Origin of the sequence: Paraburkholderia caffeinilytica, assembly GCF_046030355.1 — a bacterium.
GTDB lineage: Bacteria > Pseudomonadota > Gammaproteobacteria > Burkholderiales > Burkholderiaceae > Paraburkholderia > Paraburkholderia caffeinilytica_B.
Genome location: NZ_JAQQCQ010000015.1, coordinates 145672 through 159055 on the forward strand (window position 1 = coordinate 145672; position 13384 = coordinate 159055).

Annotated in this window: 17 protein-coding genes; 4 read left to right on the forward strand and 13 right to left on the reverse strand. The window is 60.0% G+C overall.

The features are described from left to right. Positions 1 to 437 precede the first annotated feature (437 nt). Genes PQQ95_RS22545 through PQQ95_RS22555 form a run of 3 tightly spaced genes read right to left on the reverse strand, consistent with a single transcriptional unit; the run spans position 438 to position 3617 of the window. Complete coding sequence (locus PQQ95_RS22545; RefSeq protein WP_408440802.1) at positions 438 to 1913, reverse strand: YfcC family protein; 1476 nt, start codon at positions 1911 to 1913, stop codon at positions 438 to 440. Positions 1914 to 1935: 22 nt separating this feature from the next. Next, positions 1936 to 2706 carry an IclR family transcriptional regulator gene (locus PQQ95_RS22550; RefSeq protein WP_408440804.1) on the reverse strand — a complete coding sequence of 257 codons (771 nt, stop codon included), beginning with the start codon at positions 2704 to 2706 and terminating at the stop codon, positions 1936 to 1938. Further along, positions 2703 to 3617 (reverse strand): N-formylglutamate amidohydrolase, encoded by a 915-nt coding sequence (locus PQQ95_RS22555; protein WP_408440807.1) that lies wholly within the window; start codon positions 3615 to 3617, stop codon positions 2703 to 2705. Before PQQ95_RS22555 ends, PQQ95_RS22550 begins: the two co-directional genes overlap by 4 nt. 458 nt (positions 3618 to 4075) lie before the next feature. On the opposite strand from PQQ95_RS22555, the gene PQQ95_RS22560 reads away from it, so the two are divergent. Next, a complete protein-coding gene (locus PQQ95_RS22560; protein WP_408440810.1) occupies positions 4076 to 5176 on the forward strand; it encodes a porin in 1101 nt (366 codons plus the stop codon). Positions 5177 to 5388: 212 nt separating this feature from the next. Here PQQ95_RS22560 and PQQ95_RS22565 read toward each other — a convergent pair whose 3' ends face one another. The 4 genes from PQQ95_RS22565 to PQQ95_RS22580 form a co-directional block, all read right to left on the reverse strand. Further along, a complete protein-coding gene (locus PQQ95_RS22565) occupies positions 5389 to 6111 on the reverse strand; it encodes a hypothetical protein (protein ID WP_408440813.1) in 723 nt (240 codons plus the stop codon). A 102-nt stretch (positions 6112 to 6213) separates the two neighbouring features. Next, the gene (locus PQQ95_RS22570; protein ID WP_408440816.1) at positions 6214 to 6729 is read right to left on the reverse strand and encodes a hypothetical protein; all 516 of its coding nucleotides are present in this window, start codon (positions 6727 to 6729) and stop codon (positions 6214 to 6216) included. Further along, on the reverse strand, positions 6722 to 7882 hold the full coding sequence (locus PQQ95_RS22575) for a hypothetical protein (RefSeq protein WP_408440818.1): 1161 nt from the start codon (positions 7880 to 7882) through the stop codon (positions 6722 to 6724). The genes PQQ95_RS22570 and PQQ95_RS22575 overlap by 8 nt, the downstream gene beginning before the upstream one ends. Further along, positions 7852 to 8355, reverse strand: a complete 504-nt coding sequence (locus PQQ95_RS22580; protein ID WP_408440819.1) for a hypothetical protein — start codon at positions 8353 to 8355, stop codon at positions 7852 to 7854. Before PQQ95_RS22580 ends, PQQ95_RS22575 begins: the two co-directional genes overlap by 31 nt. 128 nt (positions 8356 to 8483) lie before the next feature. Here PQQ95_RS22580 and PQQ95_RS22585 point away from each other — a divergent pair, with 128 nt between their 5' ends. Next, on the forward strand, positions 8484 to 8627 hold the full coding sequence (locus tag PQQ95_RS22585; RefSeq protein ID WP_408440822.1) for a hypothetical protein: 144 nt from the start codon (positions 8484 to 8486) through the stop codon (positions 8625 to 8627). On the opposite strand, the gene PQQ95_RS22590 is transcribed toward PQQ95_RS22585, so the two are convergent. The 6 genes from PQQ95_RS22590 to PQQ95_RS22615 form a co-directional block, all read right to left on the reverse strand. Next, a complete protein-coding gene (locus tag PQQ95_RS22590; RefSeq protein WP_408440825.1) occupies positions 8600 to 9070 on the reverse strand; it encodes a hypothetical protein in 471 nt (156 codons plus the stop codon). The two genes, PQQ95_RS22585 and PQQ95_RS22590, sit on opposite strands and share 28 nt — an antisense overlap. After that, positions 9067 to 9912, reverse strand: coding sequence for a site-specific integrase (locus tag PQQ95_RS22595; RefSeq protein ID WP_408440828.1), 846 nt, complete (start codon positions 9910 to 9912; stop codon positions 9067 to 9069). Before PQQ95_RS22595 ends, PQQ95_RS22590 begins: the two co-directional genes overlap by 4 nt. Continuing rightward, positions 9885 to 10445 (reverse strand): hypothetical protein, encoded by a 561-nt coding sequence (locus tag PQQ95_RS22600; protein WP_408440831.1) that lies wholly within the window; start codon positions 10443 to 10445, stop codon positions 9885 to 9887. Before PQQ95_RS22600 ends, PQQ95_RS22595 begins: the two co-directional genes overlap by 28 nt. After that, positions 10435 to 10611, reverse strand: coding sequence for a hypothetical protein (locus PQQ95_RS22605; protein ID WP_408440834.1), 177 nt, complete (start codon positions 10609 to 10611; stop codon positions 10435 to 10437). Before PQQ95_RS22605 ends, PQQ95_RS22600 begins: the two co-directional genes overlap by 11 nt. 127 nt (positions 10612 to 10738) lie before the next feature. Beyond that, entirely contained in the window at positions 10739 to 11548 is an 810-nt protein-coding gene (locus PQQ95_RS22610; RefSeq protein WP_408440837.1) for a site-specific integrase, read from the reverse strand. A 9-nt stretch (positions 11549 to 11557) separates the two neighbouring features. Continuing rightward, complete coding sequence (locus PQQ95_RS22615; RefSeq protein WP_408440840.1) at positions 11558 to 11836, reverse strand: hypothetical protein; 279 nt, start codon at positions 11834 to 11836, stop codon at positions 11558 to 11560. 679 nt (positions 11837 to 12515) lie between these two features. On the opposite strand from PQQ95_RS22615, the gene PQQ95_RS22620 reads away from it, so the two are divergent. After that, the gene (locus PQQ95_RS22620) at positions 12516 to 12884 is read left to right on the forward strand and encodes a hypothetical protein (RefSeq protein ID WP_408440843.1); all 369 of its coding nucleotides are present in this window, start codon (positions 12516 to 12518) and stop codon (positions 12882 to 12884) included. Positions 12885 to 12919: 35 nt separating this feature from the next. After that, on the forward strand, positions 12920 to 13384 hold the full coding sequence (locus tag PQQ95_RS22625) for a hypothetical protein (RefSeq protein ID WP_408440845.1): 465 nt from the start codon (positions 12920 to 12922) through the stop codon (positions 13382 to 13384).

The window sequence follows — 13384 nt, forward strand, 5'->3', positions numbered from 1 at the left end:
CGTGCAGAGCCTGGAAGAAGGGGCAATAGGGCATCTCACACTCCTTTCGGGAGAGAGGCGGCTTCCGCCGCGAAGTTCGGCCATTTCCTGCGCACGCTGTCCGGTGAACAGGCGCAGGTCGACTGGGCTAGCTTCGGTCACCTGCAGATCGGTCAGGCACGACCACCGCTGATGGCCTTCGTGATGGTGCTGTCGTAGTCACGGCAGATCTCTGCGCTTCTTCCTCGATGCCCGTATGGACAGCTTGCTGGCGGGCCATGCCGGTGCCTTCGAGAAATAGTCCGGGGTACCCAGGGTCTGCTCTATGACAACCTGCGCAGCGAGAGAAAAATCCCGATTAGCGGTGCGTGGGGTGCGCAAAAAATGAAAACGGCGCCGCGACGATGTGCGGCGCCCTCATAATGTTTGCAAATTATTGAGCGTGCAGAGCGGCTGCGTCAGTAGCCGATGCAGACGGCGAGCGCGAGCGTGGCCATCGAGAGCAGCAGCAAGACGACGAAGAGTGGCAGGATGAAGCGCAGCCACTGACCGAAGCCCACGCGCGCGGTGGCGAGATAGGCAAGCAGCATGCCGGAGGTAGGTGTGACCATGTTCGTGAGACCGCCGCCGAGCACGAACGCGAGTACGGAGGTCTGGCCGCTCACGCCGGAGAGCTGCGCGATCGGCCCGATGATTGGCATGCTCACGGCGGCCTTGCCCGATACGGAGGGAATGAACACGTCGAGCAGCATCTGCACGGCCAGAAGCCCGTTGGCGACCCACACGGGCGACTGGCCGCGTGCGAGCTGCGTGAAATAGTGGATCAGCGTGTCGAGCACGAGACTGTTCTGCAGGATCAACTCGACCGAGGCCGCGAGCCCGATCAGGAGGCCGGCGAGCACCATGCTCTTCATGCCGTCGACGAACGCATCGGATGCGCTGCGCGAGTCGAGCCGTCCCACGAGTGTCGTCACGATACTGATCGCGACGTAGAACGCCGAAAGCTCGACGTTGCCCCACTTCAGCTCGCGCGTGCCGAACACGAGCGCGGCGGCGGAAAAGGCGAGCACGACGAGCGTCGCCTTGTGGCGGCGCGAGAGGCGTGTCTGCGTGTGCAGCGCGGCAGCGGCCGCTTCAGGCCGATAGCCGCTGCGGCGCACGTAGATCAGCAGATACGCAATGCCGAGCGCGAGAAAGACGACGAAGACGCCGAGCCGCAACCCGATGCCGCTGAAGAGAGGCACGCCGACAATGGGCTGCGCGACCGCGAGCGAAAGCGGATTGGTCACCGAGGCGATATAGCCGATCTTTGCCGCGATGGCGACGAGCGCGACGGCGAAGAGGTTCGAAAGGCCGAGCCGTTTCGCGAGCAGCATGACCATCGGAATGATCACTAGATACTCTGAAATGAAGCCGAGCAGCGTGCTGCCGAGCGCAATCAAGATCATCAGGAGCGGCGCGAGCACGTATACGTTGCCGGCGGTGAGCTGAAGCAGGCGGTCGATGCCCGCGTCCACAACGCCGGTGCGCCGCATCACGCCGAACATGCCGCCCACGAACATCACCATCACGATGAGCGGGGCGTTCTTGACGAGCCCGATGGGCACCGCGACGAAAACCGAAACGATGCTGGCAGGCGCAGCGAGTTCGGGCGTGCTTTTCGTCACCGTGGGCGCAACGAGCGTGGCGAGGCCGCCGGTTTTCGGCACAACATGATAGGTGCCGGGGATCACGAGCTTGTCGTGGCGCTCGAAGCGGCCGGCATCAACGAACCACGTCATGGCGAGCGCCGCGGCGAGCACCCACAGCATCATTACGACGGGGTGCAGCATCTTGCCGTGCGGCTTCTTGTCTTGGCCGGCGTGGCTTTCGTGGCTGGTGTCGCTGGCGGTCGGGGCGTCGTCGCGCTCGGAAGAGGGGGGAGCTGTGAGCATGGCGAATGTCCTCGAGGCGGATTCAGATGCTTAGCGCGGCGGCGCGCGCGCCGGCGTAGCCGAGTTCGGCGGAAATGGTGTCGGCGCAGGCCTGCAGACGCTCCAGATAACCCGGAATCTCGACGCGGCCGATGCGCTGCTCGGGGCCGGAGATGGCGACGGCAGCCACGGCAGCGCCCGACATGTCGCGCACAGGCACCGAGATCGCCACGGCGCCGGCCGTCACATCGCCAAGACTCACCGCATAGCCGCTGCGTGCGATCGCGTCGAGATCCTCGATGAGCGCGAAGAGGTCCGGCGCATCGGGCATCTTCTTCACGCGCGCGAGGTACTCGGTGCGCACGGCCTCGGGCGCGAACGCGAGCAGTACCTTGCCCGACGCGCCGTTGTTGATCGGCCGGCGGTTGCCGACCGCGCCGATCGCGCGCACCTGGTGCGTCGTCTCGCAGCGCGCGACGCAGACCGTTTCGAGTCCTTCGCGCACGCGCAGCACGACCGTTTCGTTGATCGCCTGATTGAGCGCGAGCATGTGGCGCTGCGCCGCGCGCACGAGCGTGTTCTGCTGCGCTGCCGCGACGCCGAGCACGAACGCCTGCGGCCCAAGCGCGTAGGTGGAGGTCTGCGTGTCCTGCACGACGAAACGATGCAGTTCGAGCGTGCACAGCATGCGATACGTGCGCGACTTGTTGATACCGAGCTGCGTCGCCAGTTCGGTCACGCCGAGTCCGGGGTGCTCGGCGACGTAGCTGAGCAGTTTGAGCGCGTTATCGACGGCATCGACGATGTAGGTCATGGCTGCTCTCCGTTGGCATTCAGTTGTGCGCGCACGTAGCTGGCGAGGGCGTCGGCGAAGGCGTCGAGGGCGCGCTTGAGCGTGCCGAAGCCCGCGTGCTTGGCGAACGACGCCTCATCCATATAGAGCGCGCGGTTCAGCTCGATCTGGACGCTGTAGCGGCGGTGTGCGGGATCACTGACCGCGCGCAGCAGGTCGCCGCCCTGATATGGCTCGTTGACCTGCACGCGATAACCGGCTGCGACGAAGTGATCGGCGACCCACCGCGTGAACGCCGCGTCCGACGCCGTGCCGCGCCGGTCGCTGACGACGAGGTCAGGGCGCGCCGCGCCCGCATCGACGTTCATGGCGTTGCCGCGCGATTTCATCGAATGGCAGTTCACGTGCCACAGCGCGCCGTGCCGCGCAACCGCCGCTTCGGCCGCCTGCGCGAGCGCAGCGCGGTACGGGCGGTAGTACGCGTCGATGCGGTGCTGCACTTCGGCGATCGACAGCTTGCGGTCGTAAAGCGGCACGCCGGGCAGCGCGTAGCGGCGAATCAGCCCCATACCGCGCTGAGTATATGGCTGCGGCGCGAGCGGCTCTGGCCACGGCTCGGCGAGCAGCGCGGCGTCGATATCGGTGATCGCGCGGTTCGGATCGATATAGGCGCGCGGAAAGCGCGCGCCTATCAGCACACCGCCGTGTGCGGGCACACCGGACCACAGCTCGTCCACGTACGCGTCCCATGACGTGAGGATCGCCTCGCGTGGCGCGACAGTGCCGAAGTCGTCCGGCAGCGTGATGCCGCTGTGCGGCGAATCGAACACGATCGGCAACGGTTCGGCCTGCGCCGCGAGCGTGAAATACGGGGCCTGTTCGTCTGCCGCGGAAGGGAAGGCGCGCGGATTCGCCTTGGGGATATTCGTCATCGGTTCGCCAGTCGTATCGGTTTGTTTTATTAAATAAAACGCCGTTTCAAATTTCAAGCAATAGCGTACTCCGCCATAACAGGTGGGCTGATTGGTGTTTTCCCCTAGATAAAGCCGGTACATGCCTTTTAGATTCAATCTGGATAAGACTTTATGCGATTTTAGGGTGCACGAAAACAGCCCGCGCCGAGTGGCAGGTTTTTGACAGGTTCTTGACGGTACGAAAACATCCCCGAATAATAAATAATACGCTGTTTTATACAACGAAACAAGCGTAGACGAAAAACCGAAATTGCCCGGCCGGAATCCGGCGCCGGCCTTGCCGCCGCAGTTTGCTTCGCCACGATTTCGTTTCGCCAGTAAGGCAAAGGAACAGCCGCGCCTCACTTCACCTCATCAGGCGCGCCTGGAGATCCACGTCAATCCACGGCACATCGAATGCCAGAAGGAGCAAAAGCATGTCCCAAACAACCCGGCGCACTCTCGCACTCGTGATCGGCGGTTTCGGTCTCGCGGCCTCGCAGGCGCATGCGCAGTCGAGCGTCACGCTCTACGGCATCGTCGACGGCGGCTTCACGTACACGAGCAACCAGGGCGGCAAGGCAAACTACCAGGCAACGGCGGGCAGCGAGCAGGGTTCGCGCTGGGGTTTCATCGGAAGTGAGGACCTGGGTGGCGGCAATCGTGCGATCTTCCGTCTCGAGAACGGCTTCAACCTTCAGACCGGCACGGCCAGCGCGAACGGCCGCATATTCGGCCGTCAGGCCTGGGTGGGCCTCGCGAACGACCGCTGGGGCACGCTGACTCTCGGCCGCCAGTACAACGCGACGCAGGACTCGCTCGAACCACTGCAGATGGCCGTGGAGACCTCGCAGTACGGCACACACCCGTTCGACACCGACGACATCAACAACACGTTCCGCACCGACAATGCCGTCAAGTACGTTACCCCGAATTTCCACGGCTTGAGCTTCAACTCGATGTACGGCTTCAGCAACAACGCGGGCAACTTCGCGACCAACCGTTCATGGAGCGTCGGCGCAAGCTATGCAGGCGGCCCGCTGCAGTTGGGCGCGGCTTACGTGCAGATCGGCAATCCGGCCACCGACACGACCGGCGCGATTCCATCGGATAACTACTTCACGTTCCTGAAGGGCATCACGCAGCAGCGCATCTGGGGCGCGGGCGGTGTCTACAGCTTCGGCAAGCTCGGCGTGGGCGCGATGTACACCAACGTCGCGTTCGAGCTGACGCCGGCGAGCCAGCACCAGAACTACCAGAATGCGGAAGTGAGCCTGCGTTATGCGATCACGCCCGCCATTCACACGGCTATCGGCGAGACGTGGACCGGCGTGACCTCGAACGGCCTGAAGGACAGCTGGCACTACTGGCAGACGACGAGCGCGATCCAGTATTTCTTCTCGAAGCGCACTGACGTCTATCTCGACCTGATCTACCAGCGCGCGACGAACGCCGTTGCGCAGATCGAAGGGACCTCGGGCGCGTCGAGCAGCGGCAATCAGTTCCTCGTCGTGACGGGTATTCGCCAGAAATTCTGAACGTACCCACCGTTGTGCGCGGCGCTGCCGGCCGACAGCGGCCGCGCTACGTTGCCCGTGGCCGCACACCCACGGGCGACGTAGCCGCCGGAAGCAGCGCGAGGCGGATGCCGGCCAGTTCCAGCGCCGCAATCAGATACATTGAGCGAGTTCGGTCGGCGTTACAAACACGACACCATACGTTTCCGTCAACCATGCGCGATTTTCGGCATTCAGAATGGACGGGCCGCCTGCACTTCGCCCCAAGTCGTTAGTACAGAAGACCTCGATGCCATAACCAACGTGCGAGGCAATGGCATCGCCATCAGACCATTCGCCTTTCTTACAAGCCGGAGTTCGTCCGATTTCGCTCGCGCAAGACCTTGAAGCCACAACTCGCCCGTCACGCCAGCGTGCTCATTGAACTTCGGTCCAAGTTCAAGTGCAACCGCTCGCCCGACACCACGGCTCTCGATCGCGGAAGCAACTTCATTCGCGATGCCCCGATGCTTGATCACTTGCTCGACGGATTCGTTCACATAAATCGTGTTGTCGGGATCTTTTATGACCAGCCCATCGACCATGCGTGCTGGCCTCCTCAAGGCGCGTATGCCAAGTTGCAGTACGGCTTGCAGAGCAGCATTATGTTCCATATGCAGGGGCTTCCGATGGCGCCTGATCTCGATGCGAATGTTGACCGTATTCCTGTCTGGTGACCTGGAGGACGTCCTAACATGGGTTTTGCCGAGTACGGCGGAGCGATCTTCGCCCTGAATGCCTTCCAGCGTGCAGTACGTCTGGCTGAAATAGCCTTTTAGGAATCCGTCCTTTATCGCCCGCTGGATAGAAACGTAACTTGCATGAAACGGATCTCTAGCGCGGCGCTCGGGGCGAGCAACCGCTTCAAGTGTGTTCGCGTCGAATGTGACGGTCAGAGTGGCGTGAGGGGATGCCATGGTCGTTTGTTGCCTTTGGACGGACGCGACCAGAGTACTCCGGTGGGTACCTATCTTGGAAGAGGCGCAATGGCCGCACATATCGTTCAGCCCCTCCAATGCCTAGCTCAACGCTTTTTGGGGCGGTTCGTCGGCGCCGGCATTACCTGACCCGTTGGGCTCCATCGGGGACACTGTAGCAGCGGGAACGGCCCCGAGTTCAATGAGTTTATCCCGTGCCTCGCGGTATTGCTCGTAGAACCTGGCCCACTTGCTAAAGCCGCCGAGTTCGCCGACGACACGCAGCATGGCGAGATGCGACGCGGTAAGCAGTTGCACGGTGGCTTCAAGTTCCGCAATCCGGATGTCCTTGTCGGCGAGTGACGCCGCAGTATCGGCGCTGGACCACTTCGCGACACGGCCTCGCCAGCGCCGGTACTCAGTCTGCCGTTGCTTATACTCCGCGAGCAGTTTGCTCCGGGACTCGCTACGGGTGATCGCCGATGCCGCATTGATGGATGGGTGCAACCGGGCAACAGCACGTGCGGTGATATCTTCGTCCTCAGCCAGCAGCGTTTCGAGAATCTCGCGCATCTGGTCGTCGTCGCTGGCCGGCGTGGCCGCGTTAGCTTTAGTCATCAAGTACTCCGCGTTGCCGGGGCCGTGACAGATCAACGCCGTCAGGGAAGGGGCGTTCGCCCGCCGGTGTGGCAAGAAGCTTCTGTACGCCGGCCAGTCGTTTCTCTGCATGGTCAAGCTGGTTTTGCCAGCCGATGCTGGTCGATGGTCTGGCCTTGATCGATTCGAGGGCAAGCTTGAACTTGCCCTCAAGCCGGATCAGGTTCCGCCGGTTCTCCGGCAGATCGGTGGCAGACAGATGGCGGCAGTCCTCGAAGCACTCGAGATGTTTGGGACAGGGATCGACCGTAAATGAATTCAGGCAATACCCATAGGGTGTGGCATGGAAGCCATCGGCCTCGGCGCGCAAGTATTCGTACGCGGCAGTGTCGCCCTCTGTTGCCTGGACGCGCCTGAACGCGTCCACGATCGGGTCGTTGGCCTTGCCGCCCTTGATGGGCCTGGCGACCGTGCTGGCTTTTTCACCGAGCATGATCTCGATGTCCTGGGGGATCTCGATCTGGTCCAGATCTTCTGCGAGGCTGCGATGATCGTACTCATAACTCTGTGCGACGCTGCGCCGGTTGAAGCGCTTCGAGATGATGGTGTCGGCGACGCCGAGCCGGAACAGGTCGGTGTTTTGCAGATGACGCAACATGTGCGACTCCATCCGCAGCGCACGATCCTCGTCGGTTTGCCCGTATTTTTCAAACACGGTTTCGCAGGTTGAATGCTCGCCGAGCGCCAACTGAATCAGGTCGGAACCTGGACGGCGGACACACATGTAGCGATTGACGTCACAGAGCAGCTCATTGCGCTCTTCTGCGAGTGAACGCTTTGGCTGCACGAACAGAAGCTCGTATGGCTGAACGGAACCAATTGCCAGCGGTAAAGACGTGGTGTCAGACACCTTCGTTGGCGTCGTGAGCCGGATGTGCTCCTCGAACTCGCCGACGTGCACGTACGTGTCGTGCCAGGTCATGCGCTCGGTGGGCCATCCACTGTTGCTCGTTGGAGCGATTGCCGAACCGTTTGCATGTCGGAAGCGCAACGCGATTTTACCGTCTCGCATCTTGTCCAGCAGTCTCTTGCCAAACTGGTATACCGCCATGTCGAGCCCATTCAGCCCATCTTTTTTCCTCGTCAGTTGGTACGTGTGTAGATCGACAAGCACCGATGGGTCGAAGCTTTCCCGATAGCGCTCGATGAACGGCCCCGTTCAATGTTCAGCCAGAACGGATTGCCCATGAGGCGGGTATATATTTCGATTAAGGGCACGACACTATTCACCGCGTACCACGGCAGAAGCCGACCCGATTCGCATTGCAGCCTAAGCGTCGCGCGCAGGGGTTCCGTGATCCTAGCCACGTGGTCAAGGGTCTCTGTCAGCAGCGTCCGGAACATCTCTGGCACCGGCTGGGTTTCTTCACGCAGGACCAGACTGTCCGTTTCTTCCTCCTGCTGCTTTTCTGCGAAGTGACGAACCATCAATGACGTTGAGATCCCACCGGACTCTCCGGCAGGGCGGCCTTTTGAATCGAGGTACGTTCGTTCCCGCTTCCAGTCAACGGGTAAAAGCGCAGCTTCACCCGACCGCATTCCCGTAATGATCATTGTGCGCAACGCTGCAAAGCGCAGTTCGTCCATGAATGTGCGCGGCTTTTCAGTCATCACGATGCGCGTCAGTTCCCAGAACGCCCGGCGCTCCGGAAGACGCTCGCTACGCTTACGGGCCTCGAGATCGTCGCGTCGCGAAGCTTATCCGGCGACCATGTATGTTTAGCCTTTATCGCACTTTTGCCTTTCATGCGGGGAACGGCAAGTGCGGGGTAGAGCGGACCGGCATCGCAGATATGCTGGGCATCAAATACCATTTTGACGATCTCGGCGATCAGATCACCGAGCTTGCCGGTGCCTGAATCGCGCTTCCAGTACGGATAGCAGCGCGCAAGTCGTCGGCGGTCAGTTCCCACGACTGCCGATCCACGCACTTGGCAATGATCCGCAGTGGGCGAGCTATGCACTGTGCCACGTATCCTGTGGTATTGCGCCTGAACAGCAGCTGCTCGGCGACGGTCGCCTTGACCAAATCCTGCCATGCAGCCGACAGCGGCCGCTTGGCCAGCGGTGCCAGTCCCTGCTTAGCCCGCTCCGAGTTGACCATCGCCAGCGCCTTCACTTCCGTACCAAGGTCTCGCAGGTAGTGGGTCGGAGGCGGTACATCGCCTGCGATGATCGTCAAGTTCCAGCCAACGCCGTCGGACGCAGCGCCTGTCTCGTCGAGGGGCATGTCCCATTGCAACCCTTTTTCCTGGGCGAGCGCCTTGCCCAGATCAATGAGTGCGGAGTAGTGGGGGGTCATAGACCTTCACCCTCCAATTCGTCGATGACCGTCTGTATTTCGGCAATCGTGCGTTGCAACTGGAGATAGGGCTGCGAGTGGGTGTCGCCGCGGGAGCACTGTTCGAAGAACGCGACCACCTCCCGCATTGAGGCGAGCACGCTCTCGTGTATCACCTTGTCATGCAACGGCATGAACTTCCTGCATCCATAGCAAGACGTGACCGGGTTATACGGGCACACAGGCTGGCCAGAAGAACATCCACCGATACCCGCAATCGGAATGCCGTGAGGTACGCCAGCGATCTGCTGGTCACCCTTGAGATGGGTGAGCTCTTCCGGGGAGATGAAGCGGTCGTGCGCAATCTTCGCCACCCTCCGATAGATGTCCGATGCGCCAAGCGCGTGGTTGACCCGTTCCGCATGGGAGGCCGACGTCCGGAAGTACACCAGTCCGGTCTGGACGTATGAATGTCCCATGAACTCGGCGAGCTCTTCGTGGCTCGCGCCGGCGTCAACAAGCCGCTGGGCTGCGGTATGCCGCAGATCAGTGGCCGTACCGAGGTCGCCAGAGTCGATCAACCGCCTCACGAGCGAGGCAATTCGCGCGCCCGCTTCGTAGTTGGAGTCGACCGCAAAGAAGCGAGCAGAACTCGCCATACCTTCGGCTTTCCGCCATGTATCGATCGCAACGAACATCGGTGACCATTCACGCTTGACCCGACGCGTAAGCGGTTTTCTTTTCGAGTTGCTTTTCTGTTTGGCCATAAGGAAGGTTAAATGCACCGTCGGCGGTCCATCCGGTGCATCCTGCCAGATACGTACATTTCGCATGCTCAGCATCGCAATCTGGATCGGGCGCATGGCGAACTGGTAAGCGCACAGCAACATCCCTGCGTCGCAAATAACTTCGTATGACGGGACTGTGGTCGACTCAGCGCCACAACCATTTCATCCAGATAGCGAACAATTGCTGCCTCTTCTTCCGCGCTCAGGAACACATCACCAGAGCGGACCCCCGCGTAAGCATCCCGGGCAAGCAAGGGAAGGGTGGTAGTGATGTAGGTATCGTAGGTATCGGCCCAGCCTCGCAATCGATGGCGACATAGGAGTCGCAGCAGCGCTTTCACGAGGATATACGCCGAAAGAGGCATCTCGCGCACACACAGTCTGGCCCAGACAGTCGCAATACCGATAGGACCGGCACGAACGATTTCAATGATATCGGCGAGCGCTAAATGTGGCGCAGCGATCAGATAGTTTGCCGCAGTCGATACGCTGAGATCTTCGCCGAGCAGGAACAGGAAGACGTGTTTCAACAGCAGGGCGTGATTGGTCACAAACCACGTGAAGTCGACCCTGATCGTCCGGCCGGTGATTGCCAGTTCAAAGACCATTTTGGCCGGCCGGGTCCCGGATCGAGTGCTGCACATCATCGAAGTCGTCGTAATAGCGGATGACCGGCGGCAGCATCGGTAGTGCCGCTACAACCTGATCAATGACATCATCGGCGGGAACATACGCCGGAAACAGGTCCGACTGGATTGGTGGCTTGCCGCCCATATCAGATCTCCCTAGGCAAAGCCCGAAGCAGGGCAATCCGGTCGTCGAAGGCGTCATTCCAGACACCCGCCAATCGATCCTCGAACACGGCGCGCGCATACCGGGACGGCATGGTCGATGTCTTGGATCAGCTAAAGAATGTCCGTAGCTTCTGGAGGGCTTCATTCATTGCATCGCCGTGCTCCAGCAACTGATGGAGCCGGACTACGGCACACGTGTGGCGCAGATCGTGCGGCGTGACTGCATCCTTGCCAGTCCGGGCCTTCAAGTCCATTAGCACCTCGACCGGCAAGCAGCGCGTAATCTGTGCAAATACCTTTGTCAGTGTTTCCGTCGACAGCGGAGCGTCGCTCTGTGCGTTCAGCAGGAACGAGTGATCGGGACGGCCCCGATAGTTTTCGACGTATCCTTGCACAACGCTTGCTGTCAACTCGCTGACGGGCACCTGGCGAATCGAGTGCACATTCTTGATGCTGGGCTTTGAATAGCGGGAGTCGACTTCCGTGTCCTCGTATTCGTTTTCCTGCACATTGAGCCAGTGACGCGCCCGCTGTTGCTTGTGATCGTAGGCACTTTTGACGGCGTCGGCCGGAAGCAACAGAACTTCGCCGCGGCGCAAGCCCTGATGCGGCATCAGCACAAATGCGACGAAGACGCGCCAACGTGTCCTGTCACGCCTGAACGGATTCTGTGGAGATTCCGGGTCAAGCATCGCATACAGTGCTTCAACAACACTCGCTGGCAACGAGCGAACCGTCTCAACCGAATTATCCCGGCGAACGTGAAGCTGGCTATAAAGCGCAGATAGCCTGTGCAATCGCTGCTCGACGCGCTGAAGCCGATCATCAGCGGCCTCGCTCTTCGATAACCGGTCGACGACATCCATCACAAAACCAAACCCGGTTTGCCAGCGCTTTTCGTCGGCACCCGTTACCACCGGCTGATTTCAAATAGAAACGAACCACGATTCAAGAATCTGGGCCAGCACACCGTCGTCGAGCTCGGTCAGCGCGTTGTCCAGAGCATTCGGGCCGCGGAGATTATCTGCATGCTGATACAGATCCTCCAGATATCGCAGCTTCTTCGTATGCGTGGAATACGCCAGTTGCGCGGCCGACATTACCGACCAGACTGCGGTCCAAAACCGCGGTAGCCCGACATCGTCGACCAGCATCGGACCACGAAGCGCCGCCGGAACCGCAGCACCGAACAATTGTTGAAACACTGGGATCGCCCGCTAGAATACGCAACGGGCAAAGATACCATTAATTGGCTCGTGCGTTGGTCAGAAATCCAGCGAGAAGCTCGTTGCACGCAACAGATCAAAACATACCAGTCCTGTTGATAAATTTCTTTTATGCAAAATCCCCAAATGGCAGAACAGTGACAATTTCTCAGCCTCTCATCTTTGCTCCATGCGGTGAGCTATTCTGGCGACCTCGAACACAGTTCGCCATATTCTCGTTGATCTGATCGATCACATTGGCGGAATACGCCCCAGGATTCTGGTCGACGCGCGAGCGCTCGTTAGGAAGCGCAAGGTTACTGAGATCACGACCATGTTTATCTAGTAGAAGTGCGTTGCGCATGACGCCCAAAACCGGCGGTAGCCTATCCTGCCATCCCTTGTTTTTATGTTCTTGAATTTGCCGATCGCAAATCCCGTGAGCGGGGTTGACCGTGACCGCGCAGATAGATGAACTACTGCCGCAAGAAAACGTGTTCGCACGCGCTGGAAAACGAAGCACCGTGCGCAGCAAGATGAACCGGCCTGGTAGAGAAAACCGGCGTATCGCGTGAGCAGGTCCTCCTGCCCGCACAAATACGTTGTTTCGCTGAAAACGTGATGGTGGACGTTCTGGCGCAGCATACGAAAGCATGGCTATCGGACATCGCGCAGAAAAATGTCCGATACTGTGTCGATTGCCCATACGAGGGTGACGCCGCGCGCGCAACTTGAATGGGACAACTCCCATAGATTGCGCAGTAAGAATCGCATCGTTCAGATACGTAGCATCAAATCTCGCGATTGTCCGGCGCAGCATGTGCGCGATGGATTCCAGATGCTGTTTGGTGCCAATGCAAAGATCAGGCGATCACTCGACCGGAAATTTGATCTTGTCGCGACCCTCGCGCGCGCCAATTCCTGCGCGTTGCCAGCATGCGACGGCGCAAAAAAGTTTTTGTTCTGCCAAATTCCTGGTCGTTCCAGCATGTTCCACTGCTTCGATTTACGCCTGTTTGCAGGGGTTGACGCGCGTTATTCCCCTTAGCAAGATGGCGCGAAGGCAGCATGCCGGAGCGGATCATGCCAGTGGTGAAGAGCTTTACCCAGGCGCAATGGGATGCCGCCGCGCGCCGTCTCGATGCACTGCCGGAAAAGCCCGCGCATGAGCATCGCGTCAATGTTCGCGATGCAATGAAATCCATGCAGTCTCAAATCATTGGCGCACAGAGGAAAGGTTACACGCAGGAAGAAATCGTCCAGCAGATCGCGCAGGATGGGGTGGAAATCAGTGCGGCCACGTTGCGATATGCGATGCAGCGTGCAGAGAAAGAGGACAGGCCTGCACAGACGGAAAGGCATGTCACAAAAAATACTGATGCGGCATTGCCTCGCGTGAAGAAAGCCAATCAGGCGAGGTCGTCGCATACCGGCAATGCACGAGCCGAGTCACAAAAGAAAAGGGATGGGGGAATAACCAGGCCGGAATCCACGCCGGTAAAGGGCTTCCTCGGATTTCCGATCAGGCCGGATACCGAAAACCTGTAG

Excerpts from the sequence above, each read along its gene's own strand:
- PQQ95_RS22545 (WP_408440802.1), bottom strand. The coding sequence starts at position 1,913 with ATGCTCACAGCTCCCCCCTCTTCCGAGCGCGACGACGCCCCGACCGCC.
- PQQ95_RS22550 (WP_408440804.1), bottom strand. The coding sequence starts at position 2,706 with ATGACCTACATCGTCGATGCCGTCGATAACGCGCTCAAACTGCTCAGC.
- PQQ95_RS22555 (WP_408440807.1), bottom strand. The coding sequence starts at position 3,617 with ATGACGAATATCCCCAAGGCGAATCCGCGCGCCTTCCCTTCCGCGGCA.
- PQQ95_RS22560 (WP_408440810.1), top strand. The coding sequence starts at position 4,076 with ATGTCCCAAACAACCCGGCGCACTCTCGCACTCGTGATCGGCGGTTTC.
- PQQ95_RS22565 (WP_408440813.1), bottom strand. The coding sequence starts at position 6,111 with ATGGCATCCCCTCACGCCACTCTGACCGTCACATTCGACGCGAACACA.
- PQQ95_RS22570 (WP_408440816.1), bottom strand. The coding sequence starts at position 6,729 with ATGACTAAAGCTAACGCGGCCACGCCGGCCAGCGACGACGACCAGATG.
- PQQ95_RS22580 (WP_408440819.1), bottom strand. The coding sequence starts at position 8,355 with ATGGACGAACTGCGCTTTGCAGCGTTGCGCACAATGATCATTACGGGA.
- PQQ95_RS22585 (WP_408440822.1), top strand. The coding sequence starts at position 8,484 with ATGTTTAGCCTTTATCGCACTTTTGCCTTTCATGCGGGGAACGGCAAG.
- PQQ95_RS22590 (WP_408440825.1), bottom strand. The coding sequence starts at position 9,070 with ATGACCCCCCACTACTCCGCACTCATTGATCTGGGCAAGGCGCTCGCC.
- PQQ95_RS22595 (WP_408440828.1), bottom strand. The coding sequence starts at position 9,912 with ATGCGCCCGATCCAGATTGCGATGCTGAGCATGCGAAATGTACGTATC.
- PQQ95_RS22600 (WP_408440831.1), bottom strand. The coding sequence starts at position 10,445 with ATGGTCTTTGAACTGGCAATCACCGGCCGGACGATCAGGGTCGACTTC.
- PQQ95_RS22605 (WP_408440834.1), bottom strand. The coding sequence starts at position 10,611 with ATGGGCGGCAAGCCACCAATCCAGTCGGACCTGTTTCCGGCGTATGTT.
- PQQ95_RS22620 (WP_408440843.1), top strand. The coding sequence starts at position 12,516 with ATGTCCGATACTGTGTCGATTGCCCATACGAGGGTGACGCCGCGCGCG.
- PQQ95_RS22625 (WP_408440845.1), top strand. The coding sequence starts at position 12,920 with ATGCCAGTGGTGAAGAGCTTTACCCAGGCGCAATGGGATGCCGCCGCG.